This window comes from Thermus thermophilus HB8 (assembly GCF_000091545.1).
GTDB classification, from domain to species: Bacteria; Deinococcota; Deinococci; order Deinococcales; family Thermaceae; genus Thermus; species Thermus thermophilus.
The window spans coordinates 1,055,666-1,079,552 of the sequence record NC_006461.1; the positions used below are offsets into that span (position 1 = coordinate 1,055,666).

The window sequence follows — 23,887 nt, forward strand, 5'->3', positions numbered from 1 at the left end:
GGGCATGCGCCGGGAGGAGCTTCGCCTGGGCCTCGTGGCCTACCCGGGCCTTGGGGGGAGCGGGACGGTGGCCGCCGAGCTCGCCGACCGCCTGGCCCGGATGGGGCACCGGGTCTACCTCTTCGCCACGTCCCGCCCCTTCCGCCTCCCCGAGGCGAGCCCCGCGGTCCACGTCCCCGTGGACCTTCCCTACTACCCCGTCTTCCCCGGACCCCTCTACACCCTCTCCCTGGCGGGCACCTTGGAGCGGGAAGCCAAGCGGCTCGGCCTGGACCTCGTCCACACCCACTACGCCGTCCCCCACGCCGCCGCGGCCTACCTCGCCTTCGGGGAAGGCCTCCCCCTGGTCCACACCCTTCACGGCACCGACGTCTCCGTGGTGGGGATGGACCCCGCCTTCCACGGCCCCACCCGCCGCGCCCTCGAGGCCGCCCGGGCGGTCACGGCGGTAAGCCGGGCCTGGCCCAGGAAGCCAAGCGGGCCTTCGGGGTGGAGGCGGTGGTGGTCCCCAACGCCGTGGACCCGGAGCGCTTCCGCCCTAGACCTGAGCGCAAGCGGCTCTACGCCGAGGAGGGGGAGTGGCTCCTCGTGCACGCCTCCAACTTCCGCCCCATCAAGCGGGTGCCCGACATCGTCCGGGCCTTCGCCAAAATCCGGAAGCGCCTTCCCGCCAGGCTCCTCCTCCTGGGCACCGGCCCCGAGGAGGAGGAGGCCCGACGGGTGGCGGCGGAGCTCGGCGTCGCCCCCTGGGTCACCTTCCACCCCCCCACCCCCCACCCGGAGGAGGTCCTGGGGGCGGCGGACCTCTTCCTTTTGGCCTCGGAGGAGGAGTCCTTCGGCCAGGCGGCCCTCGAGGCCCTGGCCTCCGGCGTCCCCGTGGTGGCCACGGCGGTGGGCGGGGTGGCCGAGGTGGTCACCCCCGAGGTGGGCCGGCTCGTGGAGCTCGGCGACCTGGAGGCCCTGGCGGAGGCCGCCTTGGACCTCCTGGGAAGCCCCCGCCTCCCCGAGATAAGGAGGAGGGCCCGGGAGTGGGCCCTCCTGCGCTTCCACCCGGAAAGGATCACCCGGGCTTACCTGGAGGTCTACGCCAAGGCCCTGGGCTAGGCGTGGGCCACGAGCTCCTTCTTCTTCCGGGCGCTCCTAGGGCGCCTGCCCCGCTCCTCCAAGGCCTTGAGGCCGCCCACCAGGGCCAGGTCCAGAACCTGGTCCAGGTGCTCCACGAAGTGGAAGGTCATGTTCTGCCGGAGGGGCTTGGGGATGTCGGAGAGGTCGGGCTCGTTGAGCTTGGGCAGGATCACCTCCCGGATCCCGGCCCGCCTCGCCCCCAGCACCTTCTCCTTCACCCCGCCGATGGGGAGGACCCTGCCCGTGAGGGTGATCTCCCCGGTCATGGCGATGTCGTGCCGCACCGGCACCTCGGTGAGGGCGGAGACCAAGGCGCTCACGAGGGCCACCCCGGCGGAGGGGCCTTCCTTGGGAATGGCCCCGGCGGGGACGTGGATGTGGATGTCGGACTTGTCAAACTTCTCCAGGGGGATGCCGAAGCGGAGGGCGTTCTTCTTGGCGTAGGAGAGGGCGGCCCTGGCCGACTCCTTCATCACGTCGCCGAGCTGCCCGGTGAGGATGAGGTTGCCCTTGCCGGGCATCACGGAGACCTCCACGAACATGATGTCCCCGCCCACGGGGGTGTAGTACATCCCCGTGGCCACCCCCACCTGGGGCTCCCGGGCCTCGGTCTCGGGGAGGAAGCGGGGCGGGCCGAGGTAGGCCTCCAGGTCCTTCTCCGTGATCCGCACCCGCTTCTTGCCCTCCTCCAGGATCCTGCGGGCGGCCTTGCGGAGGAGGGCCCCGATCTCCCGCTCCAGCTGCCGCACCCCCGCCTCCCGGGTGTAGTGGGTGATGAGGCGCGTGAGGGCGGCCTCGGTCACCACCACCTGCTCGGGCTCGAGGCCGTTTTCCTTTAGCTGCCTGGGCAGGAGGTAGCGCTTGGCGATCTCCAGCTTCTCCTGCTCGGTGTAGCTGGTGAACTCAATGGGCTCCATCCGGTCGTAGAGGGGGGCGGGGATGTTCTGGGGGAAGTTGGCGGTGCAGATGAACATCACCTCGCTGAGGTCAAAGGGCACCCCCAGGTAGTGGTCCACGAACTCCTTGTTCTGGGCGGGGTCCAAGACCTCGAGGAGGGCCGCCGCCGGGTCCCCCTGGTAGGAGATGCCCAGCTTGTCCACCTCGTCCAGGAGGAAGACGGGGTTCTTGGTCCCCGCTTGCCTCAGGCCCTGGATGATCCGGCCCGGCATGGCCCCGATGTAGGTGCGGCGGTGGCCCCGGATGTCCGACTCGTCCCGGACGCCGCCCAAGGAGACGCGCACGTACTTGCGGCCCAGGGCCTCGGCGATGCTCTTGGCGATGGAGGTCTTCCCCACCCCCGGCGGCCCCACGAAGAGGAGGATGGGGCCCTTGTTCACCTCGTCGGGCGGGATCTCCCCCCGCTTGGCCCGTTCCGCCTTGAGCTTGCGCACCGCCAGGTACTCCAGGACCCGGTCCTTCACCTTCTCCAGGCCGTAGTGGTCCCGTTCCAGGATCTCCTTGGCCCGCTCCAGGTCCAGGTTGTCCTCGGTGCGGGTGTTCCAGGGGAGGTTGACGATCCAGTCCAGGTAGGTGCGGATGACGCTGGCCTCGGCGGAGTCGGGGTGCATGCGGGCGAAGCGGTTGAGCTCCCGCTCCGCTTCCTGGCGCACCACGGGGGGAAGGTCCAGGGCCTCAAGCTTTCTGCGGAACTCCTCCACCTCCTGCTCCCCCTCCTCCCCGTGGAGCTCCCGCTGGATGGCCTTCATCTGCTCCCGGAGGAAGTACTCCCGCTGGTTGCGGTCAATCTCCTCCTTGACCTGCTGCTGGATGCGCCGCTGGGTCTCAATGAGGGCGAGCTCCGCCTCCAGGAGCACCAAAACCGCCCGCAGGCGCTCGGCCACGTTCGCCGTCTCCAGGACCTTCTGCTTGTCCTCGAGGCGGAAGTCCATGTGGAAGGCGACGTAGTCGGCAAGCTGCGAGGGGTCCTCCAGGTTCAGGATGAACTGGGCCACCTCCGGGGCCAGGTACTTCCCCTCCTTGAGGAGGGCCTGGAACTTGTCCTTGACCTCCCGGACCAGGGCCTTGACCAGGATGGGCTCCCCGGGCTCGTCGGCGAGGACCTCGCCGCGGGCCTCGAGGTGGTCCCCCAGGTCCAGCCACTCCCTCACCCGGACCCGGGCGAAGGCCTGCACCAGGACCTGGACGGAGCCGTCCGGGTTCTTGCGCATCTTCAGGATGTTGCAGGCCGTGCCCACCTCAAAGAGGTCCGAGGGCCTGGGGGTCTCCACCTCCTTGTCCCTCTGGCTCACGATGAGGAGGACCCGGTCGCGGGCCAGGGCCTCGTCAATGGCCCGGATGGAGATGGGCCTCCCGGCGTCTATGGGCATCACCATGGTGGGGTAGATGACCGAGCCCCGCACCGGGCAGACGGGCATGGTTTCCGGTAGCATGCGTTCCCTCCTTTCTTCGGCGGTTCTGCGTTCGTCCATAGCCTAAGCCTACCTATGTCAAGTTTACTGCAAATCCCCGTTTTACGCAAAGGGCCCGGACGGAAAGCCCTTTATGCTAAGGGGCGTGAAGGCCCTGCGGGCCCTCGGCCTCCTCCTCCTCCTCGGCCTCGCCCTCGGGCAGAAAAGCGGGGGCGGGGTCGGGGGCAGGCCCTACGTGCCCTCCACCCCGCCGCCCATGAGCCCGGGGCCCGCCCCAGTCTACCCCACCCCCGCGCCCTACTACCCCGTCCCCGGACCGGTGTACGTGTACCCCGGGGGCGGGGGAAGCCTAGGGACGGCGCCGGTCCTCGTCTTCTTCGGCCTCGCCCTGGTGGCCTTCCTCATGGTCCGGGGGCTGAGCCGGGCCGGGGAGGAAGGGCCCAGGGCCAGCGTGGGCCGCCTGCGCCTCGCCCTCCTCCTCAGCCCCGGGGTGCAGCGGGCCCTGAGGCGCCTCGCCGAGGAGGCGGACACCACCACGGCCAAGGGGCTTGCGGACCTCCTGGACGAGGTGGCCCTGGTCCTCCTCCGGGAAGCCCCCGCCTGGCGCTTCGCAAGCTACGAGGCGCGGGAAGGAACGGAGGAAGAGGTCCTGGGCCAGTTTGACGCCTGGATGCTGGAGGACCGGAGCACCTACCGGGAGACCTTCCGGCACTTTGAGGGGAAGAAGGTGGAGGCGGCCTACACCCCCAAGGTGGAGCCGGGCGGACGCTACCTGGTGGCCTCCCTCGTCCTCGCCGTCCGGGGAAGCCTGCCCCCCGGGGGGCCTTTGGACCGGGGAAAGGCGAGGGAGGTCCTCCTCGCCTTCGCCGCCACCACCCCCTTCACCCTCCTCGCCTTCCACCTGGCCTGGACGCCGGAGAAGGAGGGCGAGGGCCTCACGGAGGAGGAGCTCCTCGCCCTCTACCCAAATCTGGAAAAGCTCTAAAACCCCAGGGCGAAGGCCGCCTCCTTGAGGATCTCGGCGCTCCGCCGCAAGGCCTCCCGCTCCTCCGGGCTCAGGCTCGGGTAGACGGTCCCCTCCACGCCCCCCGCGCCCAGGATGCGGGGCAGGGAGAGGCTCACCTCCAAGACCCCCTCCACCTCGGGGGTGAAGGCGCTCACGGTGTACACCCCCTTTTCGTCGGTGAGGATGGCCCGCACAAGCCGGGCGAGGCCCGCCCCGATGCCGTAGTAGGTGGCCCCCTTCCCCTCAATGATCCGGTAGGCGGCCCGGCGGACCCCTTCGTCAATGCGGGCCCGGTCCTCCGGGGAAAGGGCCCGCCCCCGGGCCTCGGCGAACTCCAGGAGGGGCACCCCGCCCACCTGGGCGCTGGACCAGACCAGCACCTCCGAGTCCCCGTGCTCCCCCAGCACGTAGGCGTGGACCGACTGGGGGGCCACCCGGAGGTACTCCGCCAGAAGGGCCCGGAAGCGGGCCGTGTCCAGGATCGTCCCCGAGCCCACCACCCGCCCCGGGGGCAGGCCGGAGAGGCGGTAGGCCACCTGGGTCATCACGTCCACCGGGTTCGTGGCCACGAGGAGCACCGCCTCCGGGGCCGCCTCTAAAACCCGGGGCACCACCTGGGCGAAGACCTGGGCGTTGCGGTCCAGAAGCTGCAGGCGGGTCTCCCCGGGGCGCTGGGCCACCCCGGCGGCGAGCACCACCGCCCGGGCCCCCTCGAGGTCCCCGTACGACCCCGCCCGCACCCAGACCGGGTGGGCGAAGGGCGTGGCGTGGAGGATGTCCTCGGCGTGGGCCTGGGCCAGCTTCCGGTCCAGGTCCACGAGGACCACCTCCCGCGCCACGCCGAGGAGGGCCAGGGCGTAGGCGGTGGCGCTCCCCACCATGCCGCTTCCCACGATGCCGACCTTCATGGGTAGAGTATACCCGTGGTACGGGTAGGACGAAGGAGCGCCACCTTTTACCCGCCGGAAGGGGCCGCCGCCCTCATCGGAGACTTCACCGACTGGGAGAGGAACCCCATCCCCCTCGAGGGCCCCCTCACCCTGGAGTTCCCCGAAGGAGCGTACGTGGAGTACGCCTTCCTGGACCGGGAGGGAAGGCCCTTTCCCGACCCCGACAACCCCGAGAAGGCCGAAAACCCGTGGTGGAGCTATCCCAGGGCCATAAAGCTTCCCGGCTTCCGCTACGAGGCCCCGCCCGCTCCCAAGGAGGAGCCCAAGGTGCACCGCCACCGCCTGGGGGAGAGGCGCTTTTACGTGGCGGAGACGGGGCCCTCCCCAAAGGCCACGGTGGTGGCCCAGGACGGGGTGGCCTTCTACCGCACCGCGGGGTTGCACAAGGTGGCGCGGGCGCTCTTTGAGGCGGGGGAGATTCCCCCGGTGCGCCTCGTCTTCGTGGAACCCATAGACCGGAACACCGAGTACCGCTTCAACGAGGCCTACGAGGCGGAGTTCCACCGGGTGCTGGAAGAGGTGGAAGGGGCCTACGGCCCCCTGAACGAGCTGGTCCTGGTGGGGGCCTCCTTGGGGGGGCTTTTCTCCTTGTGGCAGGCCTGGAGGCACCCCGAGCGCTTCCCCAAGGTCCTCGCCCTCTCCCCCGCCCTCAAGGCCCACCCCGGGGGGAAAGACGCCTACCGGGACGAGGAGTGGCTTCTTGCCCGTTACGCCGAGGCCAGGCGCCTTCCCCGGGTCTACGTGGAGGTGGGGCTTTTGGAGTGGCTTTTGGGGCCCAACCGCCGCCTCGCCGCCCTTTTCGCCGACAAAAAGGTCCCCCACGCCTACCGGGAAAGGCCTTCGGGGCACAACTGGGTCACCTGGAAGCAGGCCCTGGCCCCGGGGCTGCGCTACCTCTTGGGGCCGCAATGAGCGGAGAGGACCTCCTGGTGCTTTTCTCCGTGGCGGCCCTCGAGGTCCTGCTCTCCGGGGACAACGCCCTGGTCCTGGCGGTGATGGTGCGGCCCCTCCCTCCCCACCTCCGGGCCCGGGCCCTCCTCTACGGCCTGCTTGGGGCCTACCTCCTTAGGGGCCTCGCCCTCCTCTTCGCCGTCTTCCTGATCCGGCTCTGGTGGGCCCAGGTCCTCGGGGGGCTCTACCTCGTCTACCTCATGGTCCGGCACTTCCGCAACCACCCCGAGGGGAAGCCCCTCCCCGAGGCCTCGGCGAAGACGTTCTGGCGGGTGGTCCTCCTGATCAACCTGGTGGACCTGGCCTTCGCCGTGGACTCCATCCTCGCGGTGGTGGCCTTCTCCAAAGACTTCCTCCTCGCGTTCCTCGGGGTAGCCCTGGGGATCCTCTTCATCCGCCTCCTGGCGGGCTCGGTGGTGGTCCTGATGGAGCGCTTTCCCGGGCTGGAGAAGGTGGCCTACGCCCTGGTGGGCTGGGCCGGGGTCAAACTCTTCCTGGAGGGCACCCACACCCTCGCCCACCTCCTCCACCGCCCCGGACTCGCCCTCGCCCTCCCCAAGGCGGTCTTCCGGGGAGGGACCTGCCTCATCCTCACCGTAGGGGGCCTCCTCGCCTTCCGCAAGGATGCCTAAGGACTGGGACGCCTTCTACCGCAACGCCCCGGAAGACCGCCCCCCGGCCTTCGTGGTGCGGGCCTACGGCCCCTTCGTCCCCCAGGGTCCCGTGTTGGACCTGGCGGGGGGCCTGGGGCGGAACGCCCGTTACTTCCTGCAAAGGGGCCACCCCGTGGTCCTGGTGGAAAGGAGCCGGGAAGCCCTAAGGCGGCTTTCGGGCACGCCGGGCCTTACCCTGGTGGCCCTGGACCTGGAAGGGGCGGACGCCCCCCAAAGCCTCCCCCAGGGGCCCTTCGCCGGGATCGTGATGGCCTACTACGTGAACCGCCCCCTCCTCCAAGGCCTCGCCCCCCTCCTCCTCCCCGGGGGGCTGGTGCTTGTGGAGGGCTTCTCCCGGAAGGAGGCCCTGAGGCGGGGAAGGCCCCATAGTCCCTTCTACTGGGAAGGGGAAGAACTCCTCACCCCTCCCCCGGGCCTGGCCTTAAGGGCCTTTGGGGAGGGGTGGATGGAAGGGTACCGGGTCTACGCCGTCTACCTCAGGCCTTGAGGCCCCGGGCCACGAGCTCGGCGATGTCCAGGACCTCGAGGGGCTTCTCGTCCTGGGCCACCTCCACGTTCATCATGGCCATGCAGAAGGGGCACCCCGTGGCGATGACCTCCGCCCCCGTTCCCTTGAGCTCCTTATAGCGGTTCTCGGAAACACGCATGGCCCCGGGCTCCTCCTCCTTCCAGAACTGGGCCCCGCCCGCCCCGCAGCAGAAGCTCCTCTCCCGGCTCCGGGGAGGCTCGGTGAGGGCGAAGCCCACCCCCTTCAGCACCTCGCGCGGGGCCTCGTAGACCCCGTTGTGGCGGCCCAGGTAGCAGGGGTCGTGGAAGACCACCTTGCGGGTTTCCTCCTCCACCCGGATCTTCCCCTTACGCAAGAGCTCGGCGATGAACTCCGTGTGGTGGACCACCCGGTAGTGGCCGCCGAAGTCCTTGTACTCGTTCTTCAGGGTGTGGAAGCAGTGGGGGCAGGTGGTGACGATGGTCTTGGGGGCCACCTCGTTCAGGGTCTCCACGTTCTCCGTGGCGAGCTGGAAGAAGAGGTACTCGTTGCCCGCGCGCCTGGCGGCGTCCCCGGTGCACTTTTCCCGCCTGCCCAGGACGGCCCAGTCCACCCCGCTGGCGTTCAGGATCTCCACCATGCTGCGGGCGATCTTCTGGGCCCGGGGGTCGTAGCTCGGGGCGCACCCCACCCAGTAGAGGACCTCGGGGTGGGGCTTCTCCTCCACCGTGGGGACGTTGAGCCCTTCCGCCCAGTCCAGGCGCTTGTCCTGGCCGATGCCCCAGGGGTTCCCCGAGCGCTCCATGCCCCGGAAGGCGTTGTTGAGCTCCTGGGGGAAGCTCCCCTCCATGAGGACCTTGGCCCGGCGCACGTCCAGGATGTGGAGCATGGGCTCGTTGCCCACGGGGCAGACCTCCACGCAGGCCAGGCAGGTGGTGCAGGCCCAGAGGGCCTCCTCGTTCAGGGCGAAGTCCATGAGGGGCCTGGGGCTTTCCTCGCCCTGGGCGAACCGGGGGAGGATCTCGTTCAGCTCGTAGCGCTCGGAGATGAGGATGGCGGCCGGGCTTAGGGCCTTTCCCGTGGCGTAGGCGGGGCAGGCCTCCTGGCAGCGGTTGCACATGATGCAGGCGTAGGCGTCAAGGAGCCGCTTCCAGGAGAGGTCCTCCAGCTTCTCCGCCCCGAACTTCTCCTCCTCCTTCTCAAAGTCCAGGGGCGTGAGGGCCCCCGGAACCTCCTTGCGGAAGGCCAGGTTGATGGGGGCCATGAAGAGGTGGATGTGCTTGGAGCGGGGGAAGTAGGGGAGGAAGAGGAGGATGGAGCCCAGGGCGCCCCACCAGAAGAAGTGCTCGCCGAAGGTGAGGAGGGCGGGGGGAAGGCCGGAAAGCGCCCCGGCGAGGGCGCTCGCCACGGGCTGGAAGGGGTCCGGGCCTTCACCCGCAAGCTGGAAGGCCTTGGAGAGGAGGCGGCTTCCCACGTGGAAGGCGATGAAGGCCCCCACGATGGCCGAGTCCCGGGCGATGCCCGCCCGCGCCTTCTCGTGCAGGGGGACGTTGGGGTTCCAGGTGAAGTCCCTGGGGGCGAGGAGGTAGCGCCTGAGCATCAGGCCCAGGATCCCCACGAGGATCAGGAAGGTGAGGAGGTCGGCCACGATATTGTATGCATTCCAAATGCCTCCCCGGGCGTGGAGGCCGAAGAAACCCTCCAGAAAGTCCACGAGGTTCACGAGGAGGTAGTAGACGAAGCCGTAAAAGACGAAGGCGTGGAGGAGGGAGACGAGGGGCCTCCTCTTGAACACGGTCTGCTGGGTGAGGACGAGCCAGAGGGCCCGCCCGACCCGCTCGGGCAGGCGGTCAAACCGCTCCTCGGGCCGGCCCCGCCTTATGGCGAGGTAGACCCGGCGGAAGCCCGTGTAGGCGTAATAAAGGCTTCCCGCGGCGAGGAGGATAAAGAGGATTTTCTCCGCTAAGGTCAGCATGGGCTCCACCTCCTTATACTCGGTAAAAGTTTACCCCATACCCCAGGCTTGGCAAGAGCGTACAATGGCCTGCCATGGAGACGGCGGCCTTTCTCCTCATGGCTTTCTTCGGGCTTCTGAACCTCTGGGTGTTCCATCGCTTCCGCAGGCCCCTCCTGCCCCTGGTGGCGGCCCTCTTCGTGAGCTTCTTCGCCTTCTTCCTTTCCCCCATACTCGGCCTTGTCGCCTTCCTCGTGGGCCAGACCCTGGCCTTTTACGCCGCGGGAAAGAGCCGATAGGCCCCAAGGGCCACAAGCCCCCCGATCAGGGCCCCCACCGCCACCTCCAGGTAGGTGTGCCCCAAAAGCTCCTTCAGGGGGCCCCGCTGGGGACCCAGGCGGATCACCTGGCCGAGCTCCTCCATGAGCTGGTTGAGGAGCTGGGCGTGAAGCCCCGCCGCCCGGCGGATCCCGGCGGCGTCGTACATGACGATGAAGGCGAAGACGGCGGCCACGGCGAAGAGGCTGGTGTCAAACCCTTCCCTGAGGCCCACGCTCACCGCGAGGGCGCTCACCGTGGCGGAGTGGGTGGAGGGCATCCCCCCGGTGTCCAGGAAGCGGTGCCACTGGAAGCGCCCCTCCAGGAAGTAGTAGAGGAGGAGCTTGAGGGTCTGGGCGGTGAGGTTGGCGAGGACCGCCGTCCAGAAAACGGCGTTAGCCAGAAGCTCCATGGCGCCTCAAGAGGGCGGCCTCGAGGGTGTTCCCCATGAGCATGGCCACGGTCATGGGCCCCACCCCGCCCGGCACGGGGGTGAGGGCGAAGGCCACCTCGGCCACCTCGGGGTGCACGTCGCCGAGAAGCCTCCCCTCCACGCGGTTCACGCCCACGTCCACCACGATGGCCCCCTCCCGCACCCACTCCTTCCGCACCAGGTGGGGCCGGCCCACGGCCACCACCAGGACCTGGGCCCTCCGGGTGACCTCGGGCAGGTCCTGGGTCTTGGAGTGGGCCAGGGTCACGGTGGCGTCCTCCCGCAGAAGAAGCCCCGCCAGGGGCTTTCCCACGATGTTGGACCGCCCCACCACCACCACCTCCTTGCCCCTAAGGTCCACCCCGTAGTGCTTGAGGAGACGGACCACCCCTAGGGGGGTGCAGGGGAAAAGCCCCTTTCCCCCGCTCCAAAGCCGCCCCACGTTCAGGGGGTGGAAACCGTCCACGTCCTTCAAGGGGTGGATGGCCTCGAGGACCCGCTGGGTGCGGATGTGCGGGGGGAGGGGAAGCTGGACCAGGATCCCGTCCACCTCCTCGTCGGCGTTGAGGGCGGCGATCCTTTCCAGAAGGGCCTCCTCGGGGAGGTCCTCCGGGTAGACCTCCACCTGGCTTCGGTACCCCAAAGCCCGCGCCCGCTTGTCCTTAAGCCGCACGTAGGCCACCGAGGCCGGGTCCTCCCCGAGCCGGATCACCCGCAGGGATGGCGTGAAGGAAAGGCTACGTAGCCGGGCGCGGATCTCCTCGTAGACCGCCTCCGCCGCCTCGTGTCCCGAAAGCACCTGGGCCGCCACCTAAGCCTCCTTGGCCACCGTCTTCAGCTCCCCGGCCGCCACCCGGCGGTAGACCCGGGCGAGGACCCCGTTGACGAAGCTCCCCGAGTGCTCGCCGCCGTAGCGGTTGGCGATCTTCACCGCCACCTCAATCAAGGGCTCAAAGGGCGTGGGTTCGTAGAGCATCTCGTAGACGGCCAGGCGCAGCACGGCCAGGTCCGTCTTGGCCATCTGGCGGAAGTCCCAGCCCTCCACCGTCTCCTCGAGCACCCGGTCCACCTCCTCCTGGTGGGCCTTGTACCCCGAGAGGAGGCGCCGGGCGAAGGCCACCCCCTCCTGGTCCAGGGGCTCGGCGTACCCCTCCTCCTCCCCGCCCATCTCCTCCAGGGCGTGCTGGAAGGCCTCTTCCAGCCCCATCCCCCCCACGGTGTGGGCGAAGAGGGCCCGCATGGCCAGCTCCCTAGCCCGCCTGCGCATGGTCCTCCTTCGGCACCACCTGGCCCACGGTGACGTTCACCGCCCGCGCCCGCCTCCCCGTGGCCAGGAAGAGGGCCTCGTCCACCTCCTGCTGCACCCGGGCGGCAAGCTCCGGGATGGCCACCCCGTAGGGCACGGCGAGCAGCAGGTCCACCACAAGCCCCTCCGGGGTAGATTCCAGCCGCACGGGCCGCCCCCGGCGGAAGACGTCCGCCAGGGAACGGGGGACGGCCTCGAGGGCCCTAACCCCCTCTATCCCCTTCAGGGCACAAAGGACCACGGCCTCGAGGGCCTGCTCGCTGATCTCGTAGTCCACCCGCACAGGCCTCAGTCTACATCTCCATCCGCCGGGCCACGAAGTTGGTGTACACGGCCCCCCTGCGGAAGAAGGCGTTCTGGAGGACCTTCTGGTGGAAGGGGATGGTGGTCTTGAGGCCCGGCCCCTCAATCACCGTCTCGGAGAGGGCCCGCTCCATGCGCCTTATGGCCTCCTCCCGGGTGGGGGCCCAGACGATGATCTTGGCGATGAGGCTGTCGTAGTGGGGAGGGATCTGGTAGCCGGTGTAGAGGTGGCTGTCCACCCGCACCCCGGGCCCCCCGGGGAAGAGGAGGGTTTCCACCTTGCCGATGGAGGGCCTGAAGCCCTTCTCCGGGTCCTCGGCGTTCACCCGGACCTCTATGGCATGCCCCCGGACCTGGATCTCCTCCTGCTTGAGCCAGAGCTTCTCCCCCTGGGCGATGCGGAACTGGGCCTGGACCAGGTCAATCCCCGTGATCATCTCGGTAACGGGGTGCTCCACCTGGATGCGGGTGTTCATCTCAATGAAGTAGAAGTTCCCCTCCTTGTCCACCAGGAACTCCATCGTGCCTGCCGACACGTAGCCCACGCGCTCGGCGAGGCGCCGCGCCGCCTCGGCGATGGCCCGGCGGGTCTCCTCGGGGAGGAGGCTCGGGGCCTCCTCCAGAAGCTTCTGGTGGCGGCGCTGGATGGAGCAGTCCCGCTCCCAAAGGTGGACCACCCGTTCCCCGTCCCCCAGGACCTGGATCTCAATGTGCTTGGGCTCCTCAATGTACTTCTCCAGGTAGACGGCGGGGTTCCCGAAGGCGGCCCGGGCCTCCTCCTGGGCCTGGAGCACCGCCCGCTCCAGCTCCTCCTCCGTGTGGACCACGCGCATGCCCCGGCCCCCGCCTCCCGCGCTCGCCTTGAGGATCACGGGGTAGCCGATCTCCTGGGCCGCCCGCTTGGCCTCCTCCACGCTGCTCAGCTCGTCCGTGCCCGGCACCGTGGGCACCCCCGCCTCCCGGGCCACCTTCCTCGCCGTGGCCTTGTCCCCCAGGGCCTTCATGTTCTCCGGGGTGGGGCCGATGAAGGTGATCCCGTGCTCCCGGCACATCTCGGCGAAGGTGGCGTTCTCCGCCAGGAAGCCGTAGCCCGGATGGATGGCGTCGGCCCCGGTGACGATGGCCGCGGAGAGGATGTTGGGGATGTTGAGGTAGCTCTGCCCCGAGGGGGGCGGCCCGATGCAGATGGCCTCGTCGGCGAGGAGGACGGGAAGGCTCTTCTCGTCGGCGGTGGAGTGGGCCACCACCGTCTTGATCCCGAGCTCCCGGGCCGCCCGGATGATCCTTAAGGCGATCTCACCCCGGTTGGCGATCAGGACCTTCTTCATACCGGCTGGATAAGGAAGAGGGGCTGGCCGTACTCCACCGGCTCCCCGTTCTCCACCAGGATCTTCTTGACGATCCCCGAGACCTCGGACTCGATCTCGTTCATGAGCTTCATGGCCTCAATGATGCAGAGGACCTGCCCCTTCTCCACCCGGTCCCCCTCCTTCACGTAGGGAGGAGCGTCCGGGGCCGGAGCCCGGTAGAAGGTGCCCACGATGGGGGCCCGGACCTCCACGCACCCCGGGCAGTCGTCCTGGGGCTCCGCCTTGGCCTGGGGCTGGGGCTCCGCCGCCGGGGCCGCCGGCGCGGGCGGGGGCGGGGCCGGCACCTCCGGGGGGGGCACAAGCACGGGGGCCTGGACCTGGGGGACGCCCACCACCTGCACCTCCCCGCCCCGCCGCACGGTGAGCTTGTAGTCCGGGGTCTCCAGGGTGAGCTCGTTCACCCCGTGCTCCACCAAGGCTTGCAGGATCTGCTTCAGCTCCTTCGGCGTCATCGGTGCACCTCGCGGGAAAAGCTTACCCCATACACCCCTTACGGATTTCTGCACCGCATCAAAATCCCGTAGAGGGGGCGGCCCCCCAGGCGGCCTAGGCCCGGCCCACGTACTCGCCGGTCCGGGTGTCCACCTTGATGACCTCTCCGGGTTCCACGAAAAGGGGCACCTGGACCACGGCCCCCGTCTCCAGGGTGGCGGGCTTGGACCCCCCGGAGACCGTGTCCCCCCGCACGCCCGGGGGCGTGTCCACCACCTTGAGCTCCACCACGGTCGGCGGGGTCACCTTGATGGGCTGCCCCTCATACATGTCCCCGAGGGCGGTCATGCCCTCCTTGAAGAACTCCGCCCCCACCACCCGGGAGCGGGGCACGGCGAACTGCTCGTAGGTCTCCAGGTCCATGAAGACCATCTCCTCCCCCTCCGGGTAGAGGTACTGGAGCTCCCGGGTCTCCACGTAGATGTCCTCCAGCTTCTCCCCGGAGTTGAAGGTGCGCTCCACCGTGGCCCCCGTCTCCAGGTTCTTGAACTTGGCCACCACCTTGGCGCCGCCGCGGCCCAGCTTCTGGTGCTGGTACTCCACGCACTCCCAAAGGCCGCCGTCCATCTTCACCTTGGTTCCGGGTCGCAGATCCGTCACGCTGATCATGCCTGTCCCTCCAGTTCCAACACCTGGGGCTTCAGCCCTATTTGGTCAATATAGCGGAGGTAGTCCGCCTCCCCGAGCTCCCGCCCCGCGAGGGCGACCAGCATGGCCTCCATCACGTTGGTCCCAAAGCTCCGGCCGCCAAGCCTCGGGGTGGTGGTGACGAGGCGCCTCACCCCCCGCTCCCGGAGGAAGGCCACGTCCTCCTCCGTGGTGGTGTTGGTGATGACCGTCTTGCCCCGCATGTCCTTGGGCATGTGGCGCCGAACGTAGTGCCAGTCCCCGGCCACCACGTCGGCCCAGGCGTAGTAGCGGGCGCGCCAGTCCTCCCGCACCTCCTCCTGCTTCTTCCCCGTGGGGTAGAGGACGGAAAAGGGCAGGCGGGTGAAGAGGGGAAGGAGGAGGAAGGCGAGCTTCTGCAGGAAGGAGAGGCTGTAGAGGGGGATGGGCAGACCCAGGGCAAAGATGAAGTCCCCGTAGAGCACCCTCGCCCCCGCCTCGTCCAAGGCCTCGGCGAGGCCGAACCGGTCCACGGCCGAGGGCAGGAGGACCTTGGTCTTCCTCCAGTCTATAAGGGAGGCGAGCTCCCGCACCGCCCGCCTCTCCAAGGTGTGCTTGAGGCCGGAGCCGTCCACCACGGGGGTCTTCTTGGCCGCCTCCTTGAGCCTCAGGGCGTCCCGGATGGCGTACCGCCGCCCTCCGGCGAAGAGGTAAAGGTCAATCCCGCCCAGGCCGATGGCGTCCACCTTGCCGTCCAGCTCCTGGATGAGGCAGAGGGCCCTTTGGAAATCCCCGTCCGTCCCCCGCCGCTCCAAGAGGACCCGCTCCCCCAAAAGCTCCACCTCGGCCGCGGCGTCCCGGCGGCTGCTGCCCAAGGAGACGGAAACCACGCGCTTGGCCACGGGGGGCTATTTTACACCCCAAAAGAGTCCGAGGAGAAAGAGGAGGAGGGCGAGGAGGAAGAAAAGCCAGGAGCGCCCGGCGCCGAGAAGCCGGGCGAGAACCCCGAAGACCAGGGCGCCGAAGGCCAGGGCGAAGAAGAGGGCGGAAAGGTGCTCCAAAAACGCCCGCACGGCCCAAGCCTATAGCACCCGGCCCAGGAAGGCCAACACCCGCTCCCGGAAGACCCGGTCCACCTCCCCCCGAAAGAGGTGCCCCCCGGGGTAGCTGAAGCACTCCACGGGCTTTTTCAGGGCCTTGAGCCTGCGGCAGAGCTCCCAGGACCACTCTGGGGGCACCTGGGCGTCCTGGGTGCCGTGGTGGACGCTGTAGGGCACGGAGAGCTCCGCCAGGTAGGTCCAGGCCGAGGCCTGGCGGAGGACCTCCGGGGAAAGGGCGAAAAGCTCCTGTCCCCGGCTTCCCCCGGACCAGTAGCGGATGCGCTCCAGGTTGCGTCTTTCGTCCCCGCTCATGCTCCCGTAGAGGACCGCGCCCTTAAGGCCGGGGTCCACCAGGCTCACGATCTGGGCGACGCCGCCCCCCATGGAGTGGCCGAAGAGGGCGATGCGGGCGGGGTCCGCCTGGGGGAAGGCTCCCCGGCGCACCTCGGCGAGGAGGTTCAGCACGTCCACGGCGTAGACGTGGCGGAGGCCTTGGGCCGGGGCACCTTCGGAAGGGGGGTGGCCCCGAAAGTTCGGGTGGAGGACGAGGTAGCCCCTTTCCGCCAGGAAGTCGGCGTAGGGGGTGGTGTAGGCGAGGAGGCGGTAGCGGCTCGGCTCCACGTAGCCGTGAAGGACCACCACCACGGGGAAGGGGCCCCTTCCTTTGGGCAGGTTGGCGAACCCGTGGACCCGGAGGCCGTCCGAAAGGTAGGAGAACTGGACCCGGGTGAAGGCCGGCCTCTCCTCCAGGACCCGCTCCACGCGAAACCCTCCCTCCCCGTAGGTCCGCGCCCGAAGGTCAGGGAGGGTGAGGACCTGGGCCAGGGCCGGGAGGAGGAGGAAGGAAAGCCAAAGCCCGAGGCGCATGCCCCCAGGCTAAGGGGAAACCCCTCGGGCTAAATGTGGTCCACCTCCCGGGAAAGCCAGCCCGCCTGAAGCCCTTTCAGGCCGATGGCGTGGTAGACGAGCTGGGCCGCGGTCATCTCGGCGTGGAACTGGCCGTTCGGGGAGAGCTCCACGAAGTCCATCCCCACCACCTCCTTCTCGCGGAAGACGGCCTCGAGGAGGTCCACCACCTGGCGGTAGGAAAGCCCCCCGGGAAGGGGCGTGCCCACGCTGGGCATGAGGGAGGGGTCCAGGGCGTCAAAGTCCAGGCTGATGTAGACCCGCTTCCCCAGGGCCCTAAGGATCTCGTCCAGGGGAAGCCCCTCCCGGTGGATCCGGTGGGCGGGAAAGAGGGCCACGCCCTTTTTTCGGGCCAAGCGCAGGGAGTCTCGGTCCATGGCCCGGATCCCCACCTGGACCAGGGGAAACCCCTCCGTGAGGAGGCGGTAGAAGGGGCTTGCGTGGGAGTAGACCGAGCCCTGCCACTCCGGGTAGAGGTCGGCGTGGGCGTCCACGTGAAGGAGGGAAAAATCCCCCAGGGCCTCCCGGTGGGCCTGGACCAGGGGGTGGGTGACGGAGTGGTCCCCGCCCAGGGCCACCACCCACTTCCCCGCCCGGAGGTGCCTTAGGGCCTCCTCCCGGATCAGGCGGTGGCTTTCCTCGGCCATCCCCGCCACCCAGGGCACGGGCTCGGCCGCGTGGATCCCCACCTCCTCGGGGGCGGCGCCGAGCTCCAAAAGAAAGGGCTCAAGCTCGCGGCTCGCCAGGAGGATGGCCTCGGGGCCCCTCCGGGCCCCCGGGAGGAAGGAGAGGGAGAGGTCGTAGGGCACGGGCAGGACGACGACCCGCGCCTCCTCGTAAGGGGTGTCCTTTTCGCCGAAGACGAGGCGCATACGCCAAGAGGGTAAGGCCTACCGGCCCAGGAAGAAAAGCTCCAAGAGGCGCAGGAGGGCCTGCACCCCCCGCTCAAAGTCCCGGACGCGGATGTGCTCGTTGGGGCTGTGCACCCGGCTTCCCGGGTAGCCCACCCCGAGGCCCACCGCCGGGGCCTTGAGGTGGTGGAGGAAGGGGTGCATGGGCCCCGAGCCCGCCATGTTGGGGTAGAGGACGGGCCTCTCCCCGAAGGCCTCCTCCAAGGCCCGCCGCGCCAGGGCCACAAAGGGGTGGGCGAGGTCGGAGCGGGCAGGCCTTTCCCCCTTCTCCAGGACCACCACCTCCACGTCGTGGAAGCCCTGGGCCTCGAGGTGGCGCCGAAGGAGCTCCGGCACCTCCTCCGGGTCCTGGTCCGGCACCAGGCGGAAGTCCAGCTTGGCCCGGGCCTCCGCGGGGAGGACGGTCTTGGACCCGGGGCCTCCGTAGCCCGCGTGGAAGCCGTTGAAGTTGACGCAGGGCTCGGCGTAAAGGCGCTGGTTGAAGTCCAAGTTCCTCGCCCCGCCCAGGAAGTCCCTCACGCCAAAGGCCTCCCGAAGGGCCTCCGACTCGTCCGGGATCTGGGCCAAGACCTCCATCTCCAAGGGGGTGAGGGGGCGCACCTTGGCGTAGAAGCCCGGGATCAAGACCCGCCCCTCCTCGTCCCGAAGCGAGGCCAGGGCCCGGCTCAAGCGGTAGATGGGGTTTTCCACCACCGCCCCGTAGGAGGAGTGGAGGTCAAAGGCCGCCGTCCGCACCCTAAGCTCCAGGGCCACGATGCCCTTGAGCCCGGCGTAGAGGTAGGGCCTGCCCTTGGCGTCCACGCCTCCCGCCTCCCAGAGGATGGCCTCGGCCTTCAAAAGGTCCCGCTTGTCCGCCACGTAGGCCTCGAGGTGGGGGCTTCCCACCTCCTCCTCCCCCTCCACCACGAACTTCACCCGGGGAAGAAAGCCGTGCTTCTCTTGGAAGCGCCTCAGGGCCACCACGCGGGCCACGAGCTCCCCCTTGTCGTCGTGGGCACCCCGGGCGTACCAGGCCCCTTCCCGCTCGGCGAGGACGAAGGGGTCCGTGTCCCAAAGCTCCAGGGGGTCCGGGGGCTGGACGTCGTAGTGGTTGTAGAAGAGGAGGGTTCTCTCCCCCTCCCCCCCCTCGGCGAAGACCACGGGGGGACCGTAGCCCTCGTGGAGCTCGGCGCGAAGCCCCAGACCCTCCAGCACCTCGGCCACCTTTTCCGCCCCTTCCCGAAGGGCCCTCCCCTCGGCGCTCACCGAGGGCACGGCCACGAGCGCGGCAAGGAGCGCCTTCGCCTCCGCAATCCAGGCCTCCATGATAGACTGAGCATACTATGGTGGAGCCTTCCCTGGTCCTTTACGGCGCCCCCTACGAGCGGGCCGTGGAGGTCCTCGAGGAGACCCTAAGGGAAACGGGTGCCCGCTACGCCCTCCTCATTGACCGCAAGGGCTTCGTCCTCGCCCACAAGGAGGCCCTCTGGGCCCCCAAGCCTCCCCCCCTGGACACCCTCGCCACCCTGGTGGCGGGGAACGCCGCCGCCACCCAGGCCCTGGCCAAGCTCCTGGGCGAAGCCCGCTTCCAAGAGGAGGTCCACCAGGGGGAGAGGATGGGCCTCTACGTGGACGAGGCCGGGGAGCACGCCCTCCTCGTCCTCGTCTTTGACGAGACCGCGCCCCTCGGCAAGGTGAAGCTCCACGGCAAGCGGGCCGCGGAGGCCCTCGCCCGCATCGCCGAGGAGGCCCTGGCCAATCCGCCCCGCCTCGCCCTGGACACGGAGTACCGGGAAGGGGCGGAAGCCCTCCTGGACGACCTCCTCCGCAACTAACCCCCCATGAGCACCATCAACTTCGCCAACCGGGAGATCAACTTCAAGATCGTCTACTACGGCCCCGGCCTCTCCGGAAAGACCACCAACCTGAAGTGGATCTACAGCAAGGTGCCTGAGGGGCGCAAAGGGGAGATGGTCTCCCTGGCCACGGAGGACGAGCGCACCCTCTTCTTTGACTTCCTTCCCCTGGACATCGGGGAGGTCAAGGGCTTCAAGACCCGGTTCCACCTCTACACCGTGCCGGGCCAGGTGTTCTACAACGCAAGCCGCAAGCTCATCCTGAGGGGCGTGGACGGGATCGTCTTCGTGGCCGACTCCGCCCCGAACCGCCTTAGGGCTAACGCCGAGAGCATGCGCAACATGCGGGAGAACCTGGCCGAGTACGGCCTGACCTTGGACGACGTGCCCATCGTCATCCAGGTGAACAAGCGGGACCTGCCGGACGCCCTGCCGGTGGAGATGGTCCGGGCCGTGGTGGACCCCGAGGGGAAGTTCCCGGTCCTCGAGGCGGTGGCCACCGAGGGCAAGGGGGTCTTTGAGACCCTCAAGGAGGTGAGCCGCCTGGTCCTCGCCCGCGTGGCGGGCGGGTCTTAAGCGGCCCACGCGCCCGGGGGCGGGGCGACCCGCCCCCTTTTTACTCCCCACCCGTATTCCGGACTTTATAGGGACAAATGTCCCAAAAAGTCCCTTTGCCAAGGGACAAATGCCCCTCACCGCAAAGCCCGGTTTCCGCTACCATGGAGGCCGTATACGGCACCTGCCGTTAGGGAGGAGGGGTATGGAAGAAAAGCCCAAAGGCGCACTGGCGGTCATCCTGGTCCTGACCCTCACCATCCTGGTCTTCTGGCTGGGAGTGTACGCCGTCTTCTTCGCTAGGGGGTAGGTATGGTGGACGAGCACAAGGCCCACAAGGCGATCCTGGCCTACGAGAAGGGGTGGCTCGCCTTCTCCTTGGCGATGCTCTTCGTCTTCATCGCCCTCATCGCCTACACCCTGGCCACCCACACCGCCGGGGTCATTCCCGCCGGAAAGCTTGAGCGCGTGGACCCCACCACGGTAAGGCAGGAAGGCCCCTGGGCCGACCCGGCCCAAGCGGTGGTGCAGACCGGCCCCAACCAGTACACGGTCTACGTCCTGGCCTTCGCCTTCGGCTACCAGCCGAACCCCATTGAGGTGCCCCAAGGGGCGGAGATCGTCTTCAAGATCACGAGCCCGGACGTGATCCACGGCTTTCACGTGGAGGGCACCAACATCAACGTGGAGGTGCTCCCGGGCGAGGTCTCCACCGTGCGCTACACCTTCAAAAGGCCCGGGGAGTACCGCATCATCTGCAACCAGTACTGCGGCCTAGGCCACCAGAACATGTTCGGCACGATCGTGGTGAAGGAGTGAACCATGGCGGTGCGCGCAAGCGAGATTAGCCGGGTCTACGAGGCCTATCCGGAGAAGAAGGCGACCCTCTACTTCCTGGTCCTGGGCTTCCTCGCCCTCATCGTGGGGAGCCTCTTCGGCCCCTTCCAGGCCCTGAACTACGGGAACGTGGACGCCTATCCCCTTCTCAAGCGCCTCCTTCCCTTCGTCCAGTCCTACTACCAGGGCCTGACTTTGCACGGGGTCCTGAACGCCATCGTCTTCACCCAGCTCTTCGCCCAGGCCATCATGGTCTACCTGCCCGCTAGGGAGCTGAACATGCGGCCCAACATGGGCCTCATGTGGCTCTCCTGGTGGATGGCCTTCATCGGGCTCGTGGTGGCCGCCCTCCCCCTCCTCGCCAACGAGGCCACGGTGCTTTACACCTTCTACCCGCCCCTCAAGGGGCACTGGGCCTTCTATTTGGGGGCGAGCGTCTTCGTCCTCTCCACCTGGGTGAGCATCTACATCGTCCTGGACCTCTGGCGGCGCTGGAAGGCGGCGAACCCAGGGAAGGTGACCCCCTTGGTCACCTACATGGCCGTGGTCTTCTGGCTCATGTGGTTCCTCGCCTCCCTCGGGCTCGTGCTGGAGGCGGTCCTCTTCCTCCTCCCCTGGTCCTTCGGCCTGGTGGAGGGCGTGGACCCCTTGGTCGCCCGCACCCTCTTCTGGTGGACGGGCCACCCCATCGTCTACTTCTGGCTCCTGCCCGCCTACGCCATCATCTACACCATCCTTCCTAAGCAGGCCGGGGGGAAGCTGGTCTCCGACCCCATGGCCCGCCTCGCCTTCCTCCTCTTCCTCCTCCTCTCCACCCCCGTGGGCTTTCACCACCAGTTCGCCGACCCCGGGATTGACCCCACCTGGAAGATGATCCACTCCGTCCTCACCCTCTTCGTGGCCGTGCCGAGCCTCATGACCGCCTTCACCGTCGCGGCGAGCCTGGAGTTCGCGGGGCGCCTCAGGGGCGGCAGGGGGCTTTTCGGCTGGATCCGGGCCCTCCCCTGGGACAACCCCGCCTTCGTGGCTCCGGTCCTGGGCCTTTTGGGCTTCATCCCCGGGGGCGCCGGGGGCATCGTGAACGCCAGCTTCACCCTGGACTACGTGGTGCACAACACCGCCTGGGTTCCCGGCCACTTCCACCTCCAGGTGGCGAGCCTCGTGACCCTCACCGCCATGGGCTCCCTCTACTGGCTCCTCCCCAACCTCACGGGCAAGCCCATCTCCGACGCGCAAAGGCGGCTCGGCCTGGCGGTGGTGTGGCTCTGGTTCCTCGGCATGATGATCATGGCCGTTGGCCTCCACTGGGCGGGGCTTCTCAACGTGCCCCGGCGGGCCTACATCGCCCAGGTGCCGGACGCCTACCCCCATGCGGCGGTCCCCATGGTGTTCAACGTCCTGGCGGGGATCGTCCTCCTGGTGGCGCTCCTCCTTTTCATCTACGGCCTCTTCAGCGTCCTCCTTTCCCGGGAAAGGAAGCCCGAGCTGGCGGAGGCCCCCCTTCCCTTCGCCGAGGTGATCTCCGGTCCCGAGGACCGCAGGCTCGTCCTGGCCATGGACCGGATCGGGTTCTGGTTCGCCGTGGCGGCGATCCTCGTGGTCCTGGCCTACGGGCCCACCCTGGTGCAGCTTTTCGGCCACCTCAACCCCGTGCCGGGGTGGCGGCTCTGGTAGCCTAGGCCCTTTGTCCCTTGACCCCCTCCCCCGGGGAGGGGGAAACTTTTTGGGGATGCTCCTCGCCCGCGCCTACGCCATCGCGGCCCTCGAGGTCCTGCCCTTCTTCCTCCAGTTCCTGGGGCTTGGGCTTTCGGAAACCCTGGGGGAGGGGCTCTGCGGGAGCGCCCTCGGGGTCTCGGAGGCCGAAGCGGTGCGGTACGGCCTCGTGAGCGAATACTACTTCTACGGCCAGGCCTTCCTCGTCCTCCTCGCCCTCAAGGCCACCTACGCCCTGGGGCTCGTCCTCCTCCGGTTCATGTACCCCGGGGAGGACCCCCCCTTCGCCCCCCTGGTGTGGCGGCTCGGGGTGGGGCTCTCCTCGGCCCTCCTCCTCCTCTTCCTCCTCACCCGCACCCTGCCCCTTCCCTTCCCCACCTTCCAGGGCCTGGCCCTCCTCGCCCCCGCCCCCCTGGACCCCCTTTCCCTCCTGATGGCCGCCCCGGAGCCCTTCCTCCTCGGGCTCCTCTGGAGGGCCCGGCCGTGAGGCTTCCCCCCCTGGTCTACCTCCTCGGCGCCGTGAGCTTCCTCATGGACGTGGCGAGCGAGATGGCCTACCCCCTCCTTCCCCTCTTCCTGGCGAGCCTCGGGGCGGGCCCCGGAACGATCGGGCTGGTGGAAGGGGTGGCCGAGGCCACGGCAAGCCTCTTCAAGGTGGTGGGGGGGAGGCTTTCCGACCGGCTCGGGAGGAGGCGCCCCTTCCTCCTTTTGGGCTACGGCCTCCCCGCCCTGTTCCGGCCCCTTTTGGCCCTGGCGCAAAGCCCCTTCCACGTCCTCCTCTACCGCTTCCTGGACCGGACCGGAAAGGGCCTCCGCACCGCCCCCCGGGACGCCCTCATCGCGGAAAGCGCCCCCAAAGAGGCCCTGGGCCGGGCCTACGGCCTCCACCGGAGCCTGGACACCCTCGGGGCCACCCTGGGCCCCTTCCTCGCCTTCCTCCTCCTGCCCCTTCTGGGCTTCCGGGGCGTCTTCTGGCTCTCCGCCCTGCCCGCCCTCTTGGCCTTCCTCCTCCTCTTCGCCGTGCGGGAGACGCCGAGGCCCCCAAGCCCCCTTCCCCCGCTCGCCCTGGGCCACCTGAGCCCGGGCTACCGCCGCTTCCTCCTCGTCTCGGGCCTCTTCGCCCTCGCCCTCTCCTCCAACGCCTTCCTCCTCCTCCGGCTTAAGGAGCTGGGCCTCTCCCAGGAGGAGGTGGCCCTGGCCTACACCCTCTACAACCTCCTCTACGCCCTCCTCGCCTACCCTCTGGGCGGCCTTGCGGACCGGGTGGGCCTAGGGCGGATGGTGGCCACGGGGTTCGGCCTCTACGCCCTCGTCTACCTGGGCTTCGCCTGGGCGAGGACCGCCTTCTGGGCCTTGGGCTTCCTCTTCCTCTACGCCCTCTACTCCGCGGCCTTTGAGGGCGCCAACCGGGCCTACCTCGCCACCCTGGTCCCCGAGGAGGCCAAGGCGGGGGCCATCGGCCTCTACCACACCGTGGTGGGGGTCCTCCTCCTGCCGGCGAGCCTCCTCTTCGGCCTCCTCTGGCAGGCCTTCGGGGCGGCCGCGGCCTTCCTCACGGGGGCCGCCCTCGCCCTCGGCGCCCTCCTCCTCTTCCTGGTTGACGGGACGGGGAGGAGGGCCTATCCTGGGTAAGGCTTGGCGGGAGACCGCCTCGAGGAGGAAGGGGCTCAAAGCGCCTTCCCGCCT

Annotated in this window: 27 protein-coding genes and 1 pseudogene; 13 read left to right on the forward strand and 15 right to left on the reverse strand. The window is 68.9% G+C overall.

Translation table 11 applies throughout. The annotated features are described in order from the left end of the window. Positions 1-4 precede the first annotated feature (4 nt). Positions 5-1,104: pseudogene (gene bshA, locus TTH_RS05645) on the forward strand (N-acetyl-alpha-D-glucosaminyl L-malate synthase BshA). Here bshA and lon read toward each other — a convergent pair. Next, positions 1,101-3,515 (reverse strand): endopeptidase La, encoded by a 2,415-nt coding sequence (lon, locus tag TTH_RS05650; RefSeq protein ID WP_011228447.1) that lies wholly within the window; start codon positions 3,513-3,515, stop codon positions 1,101-1,103. The pseudogene bshA and the gene lon overlap by 4 nt on opposite strands. A gap of 112 nt (positions 3,516-3,627) precedes the next feature. On the opposite strand from lon, the gene TTH_RS05655 reads away from it, so the two are divergent. Beyond that, the gene (locus TTH_RS05655; RefSeq protein WP_011228448.1) at positions 3,628-4,479 is read left to right on the forward strand and encodes a DUF1517 domain-containing protein; all 852 of its coding nucleotides are present in this window, start codon (positions 3,628-3,630) and stop codon (positions 4,477-4,479) included. Here the strand turns inward: TTH_RS05655 and TTH_RS05660 are convergent. Next, positions 4,476-5,408 (reverse strand): L-lactate dehydrogenase, encoded by a 933-nt coding sequence (locus tag TTH_RS05660; protein WP_011228449.1) that lies wholly within the window; start codon positions 5,406-5,408, stop codon positions 4,476-4,478. The genes TTH_RS05655 and TTH_RS05660 overlap by 4 nt on opposite strands. Before the next feature lie 15 nt (positions 5,409-5,423). Between TTH_RS05660 and TTH_RS05665 the strand changes: the two genes are divergently transcribed. The 3 genes from TTH_RS05665 to TTH_RS05675 are packed head-to-tail and all read left to right on the forward strand — an operon-like array spanning position 5,424 to position 7,562. Further along, complete coding sequence (locus TTH_RS05665) at positions 5,424-6,362, forward strand: alpha/beta hydrolase-fold protein (RefSeq protein ID WP_011228450.1); 939 nt, start codon at positions 5,424-5,426, stop codon at positions 6,360-6,362. Then, positions 6,359-7,033, forward strand: coding sequence for a TerC family protein (locus tag TTH_RS05670; RefSeq protein ID WP_011228451.1), 675 nt, complete (start codon positions 6,359-6,361; stop codon positions 7,031-7,033). Before TTH_RS05665 ends, TTH_RS05670 begins: the two co-directional genes overlap by 4 nt. Then, entirely contained in the window at positions 7,026-7,562 is a 537-nt protein-coding gene (locus tag TTH_RS05675; RefSeq protein ID WP_011228452.1) for a methyltransferase domain-containing protein, read from the forward strand. Before TTH_RS05670 ends, TTH_RS05675 begins: the two co-directional genes overlap by 8 nt. On the opposite strand, the gene TTH_RS05680 is transcribed toward TTH_RS05675, so the two are convergent. Further along, complete coding sequence (locus TTH_RS05680; protein WP_011228453.1) at positions 7,552-9,537, reverse strand: (Fe-S)-binding protein; 1,986 nt, start codon at positions 9,535-9,537, stop codon at positions 7,552-7,554. The two genes, TTH_RS05675 and TTH_RS05680, sit on opposite strands and share 11 nt — an antisense overlap. A 74-nt stretch (positions 9,538-9,611) precedes the next feature. On the opposite strand from TTH_RS05680, the gene TTH_RS05685 reads away from it, so the two are divergent. Continuing rightward, positions 9,612-9,815: a hypothetical protein gene (locus TTH_RS05685; protein ID WP_008632546.1), complete on the forward strand. Its 204-nt coding sequence runs from the start codon at positions 9,612-9,614 to the stop codon at positions 9,813-9,815. On the opposite strand, the gene TTH_RS05690 is transcribed toward TTH_RS05685, so the two are convergent. The 12 genes from TTH_RS05690 to TTH_RS05740 all read right to left on the reverse strand — a co-directional run bounded on the left by TTH_RS05690 (position 9,791) and on the right by TTH_RS05740 (position 18,566). After that, positions 9,791-10,246 carry a divergent PAP2 family protein gene (locus tag TTH_RS05690; RefSeq protein WP_011228454.1) on the reverse strand — a complete coding sequence of 152 codons (456 nt, stop codon included), beginning with the start codon at positions 10,244-10,246 and terminating at the stop codon, positions 9,791-9,793. The two genes, TTH_RS05685 and TTH_RS05690, sit on opposite strands and share 25 nt — an antisense overlap. After that, positions 10,230-11,078 (reverse strand): bifunctional methylenetetrahydrofolate dehydrogenase/methenyltetrahydrofolate cyclohydrolase, encoded by an 849-nt coding sequence (locus tag TTH_RS05695; RefSeq protein WP_011228455.1) that lies wholly within the window; start codon positions 11,076-11,078, stop codon positions 10,230-10,232. The genes TTH_RS05690 and TTH_RS05695 overlap by 17 nt, the downstream gene beginning before the upstream one ends. Then, positions 11,079-11,534 carry a transcription antitermination factor NusB gene (nusB, locus tag TTH_RS05700; RefSeq protein WP_008632549.1) on the reverse strand — a complete coding sequence of 152 codons (456 nt, stop codon included), beginning with the start codon at positions 11,532-11,534 and terminating at the stop codon, positions 11,079-11,081. Then, positions 11,518-11,856, reverse strand: a complete 339-nt coding sequence (locus TTH_RS05705; protein ID WP_011173192.1) for an Asp23/Gls24 family envelope stress response protein — start codon at positions 11,854-11,856, stop codon at positions 11,518-11,520. The genes nusB and TTH_RS05705 overlap by 17 nt, the downstream gene beginning before the upstream one ends. 10 nt (positions 11,857-11,866) lie before the next feature. Next, positions 11,867-13,204, reverse strand: coding sequence for an acetyl-CoA carboxylase biotin carboxylase subunit (gene accC, locus TTH_RS05710; protein WP_011173193.1), 1,338 nt, complete (start codon positions 13,202-13,204; stop codon positions 11,867-11,869). After that, entirely contained in the window at positions 13,201-13,698 is a 498-nt protein-coding gene (gene accB, locus TTH_RS05715) for an acetyl-CoA carboxylase biotin carboxyl carrier protein (RefSeq protein ID WP_011228456.1), read from the reverse strand. Before accB ends, accC begins: the two co-directional genes overlap by 4 nt. A 94-nt stretch (positions 13,699-13,792) precedes the next feature. After that, positions 13,793-14,347 carry an elongation factor P gene (gene efp, locus TTH_RS05720; protein ID WP_011173195.1) on the reverse strand — a complete coding sequence of 185 codons (555 nt, stop codon included), beginning with the start codon at positions 14,345-14,347 and terminating at the stop codon, positions 13,793-13,795. After that, a complete protein-coding gene (locus tag TTH_RS05725; RefSeq protein WP_011173196.1) occupies positions 14,344-15,246 on the reverse strand; it encodes a PHP domain-containing protein in 903 nt (300 codons plus the stop codon). Before TTH_RS05725 ends, efp begins: the two co-directional genes overlap by 4 nt. A 6-nt stretch (positions 15,247-15,252) precedes the next feature. Continuing rightward, positions 15,253-15,417 (reverse strand): hypothetical protein, encoded by a 165-nt coding sequence (locus TTH_RS11340; RefSeq protein WP_011173197.1) that lies wholly within the window; start codon positions 15,415-15,417, stop codon positions 15,253-15,255. A gap of 9 nt (positions 15,418-15,426) precedes the next feature. Next, positions 15,427-16,311 carry an alpha/beta hydrolase family protein gene (locus tag TTH_RS05730; protein WP_011228457.1) on the reverse strand — a complete coding sequence of 295 codons (885 nt, stop codon included), beginning with the start codon at positions 16,309-16,311 and terminating at the stop codon, positions 15,427-15,429. Between the two features lie 29 nt (positions 16,312-16,340). Beyond that, a complete protein-coding gene (gene speB, locus TTH_RS05735; RefSeq protein WP_011228458.1) occupies positions 16,341-17,222 on the reverse strand; it encodes an agmatinase in 882 nt (293 codons plus the stop codon). An 18-nt stretch (positions 17,223-17,240) separates the two neighbouring features. Then, entirely contained in the window at positions 17,241-18,566 is a 1,326-nt protein-coding gene (locus tag TTH_RS05740; protein ID WP_011228459.1) for a M20/M25/M40 family metallo-hydrolase, read from the reverse strand. Positions 18,567-18,583: 17 nt separating this feature from the next. Here TTH_RS05740 and mglB point away from each other — a divergent pair, with 17 nt between their 5' ends. The 7 genes from mglB (at position 18,584) to TTH_RS05775 (ending at position 23,833) form a co-directional block, all read left to right on the forward strand. Beyond that, positions 18,584-19,075, forward strand: coding sequence for a GTPase-activating protein MglB (gene mglB / locus TTH_RS05745; protein WP_011228460.1), 492 nt, complete (start codon positions 18,584-18,586; stop codon positions 19,073-19,075). 6 nt (positions 19,076-19,081) lie between these two features. Continuing rightward, complete coding sequence (gene mglA / locus TTH_RS05750) at positions 19,082-19,672, forward strand: GTPase MglA (protein WP_011228461.1); 591 nt, start codon at positions 19,082-19,084, stop codon at positions 19,670-19,672. Between the two features lie 184 nt (positions 19,673-19,856). Continuing rightward, on the forward strand, positions 19,857-19,961 hold the full coding sequence (gene cbaD, locus TTH_RS05755; protein WP_008632613.1) for a ctochrome c oxidase polypeptide 2A: 105 nt from the start codon (positions 19,857-19,859) through the stop codon (positions 19,959-19,961). Between the two features lie 2 nt (positions 19,962-19,963). After that, positions 19,964-20,470, forward strand: a complete 507-nt coding sequence (gene cbaB, locus TTH_RS05760; protein WP_011173203.1) for a ba3-type cytochrome C oxidase subunit II — start codon at positions 19,964-19,966, stop codon at positions 20,468-20,470. A gap of 3 nt (positions 20,471-20,473) precedes the next feature. Next, positions 20,474-22,162, forward strand: a complete 1,689-nt coding sequence (gene cbaA, locus TTH_RS05765) for a ba3-type cytochrome C oxidase subunit I (RefSeq protein WP_011173204.1) — start codon at positions 20,474-20,476, stop codon at positions 22,160-22,162. Between the two features lie 55 nt (positions 22,163-22,217). Continuing rightward, positions 22,218-22,688: a hypothetical protein gene (locus TTH_RS05770; protein ID WP_011173205.1), complete on the forward strand. Its 471-nt coding sequence runs from the start codon at positions 22,218-22,220 to the stop codon at positions 22,686-22,688. Further along, complete coding sequence (locus tag TTH_RS05775) at positions 22,685-23,833, forward strand: MFS transporter (RefSeq protein WP_011228462.1); 1,149 nt, start codon at positions 22,685-22,687, stop codon at positions 23,831-23,833. Before TTH_RS05770 ends, TTH_RS05775 begins: the two co-directional genes overlap by 4 nt. Positions 23,834-23,887 lie beyond the last annotated feature (54 nt).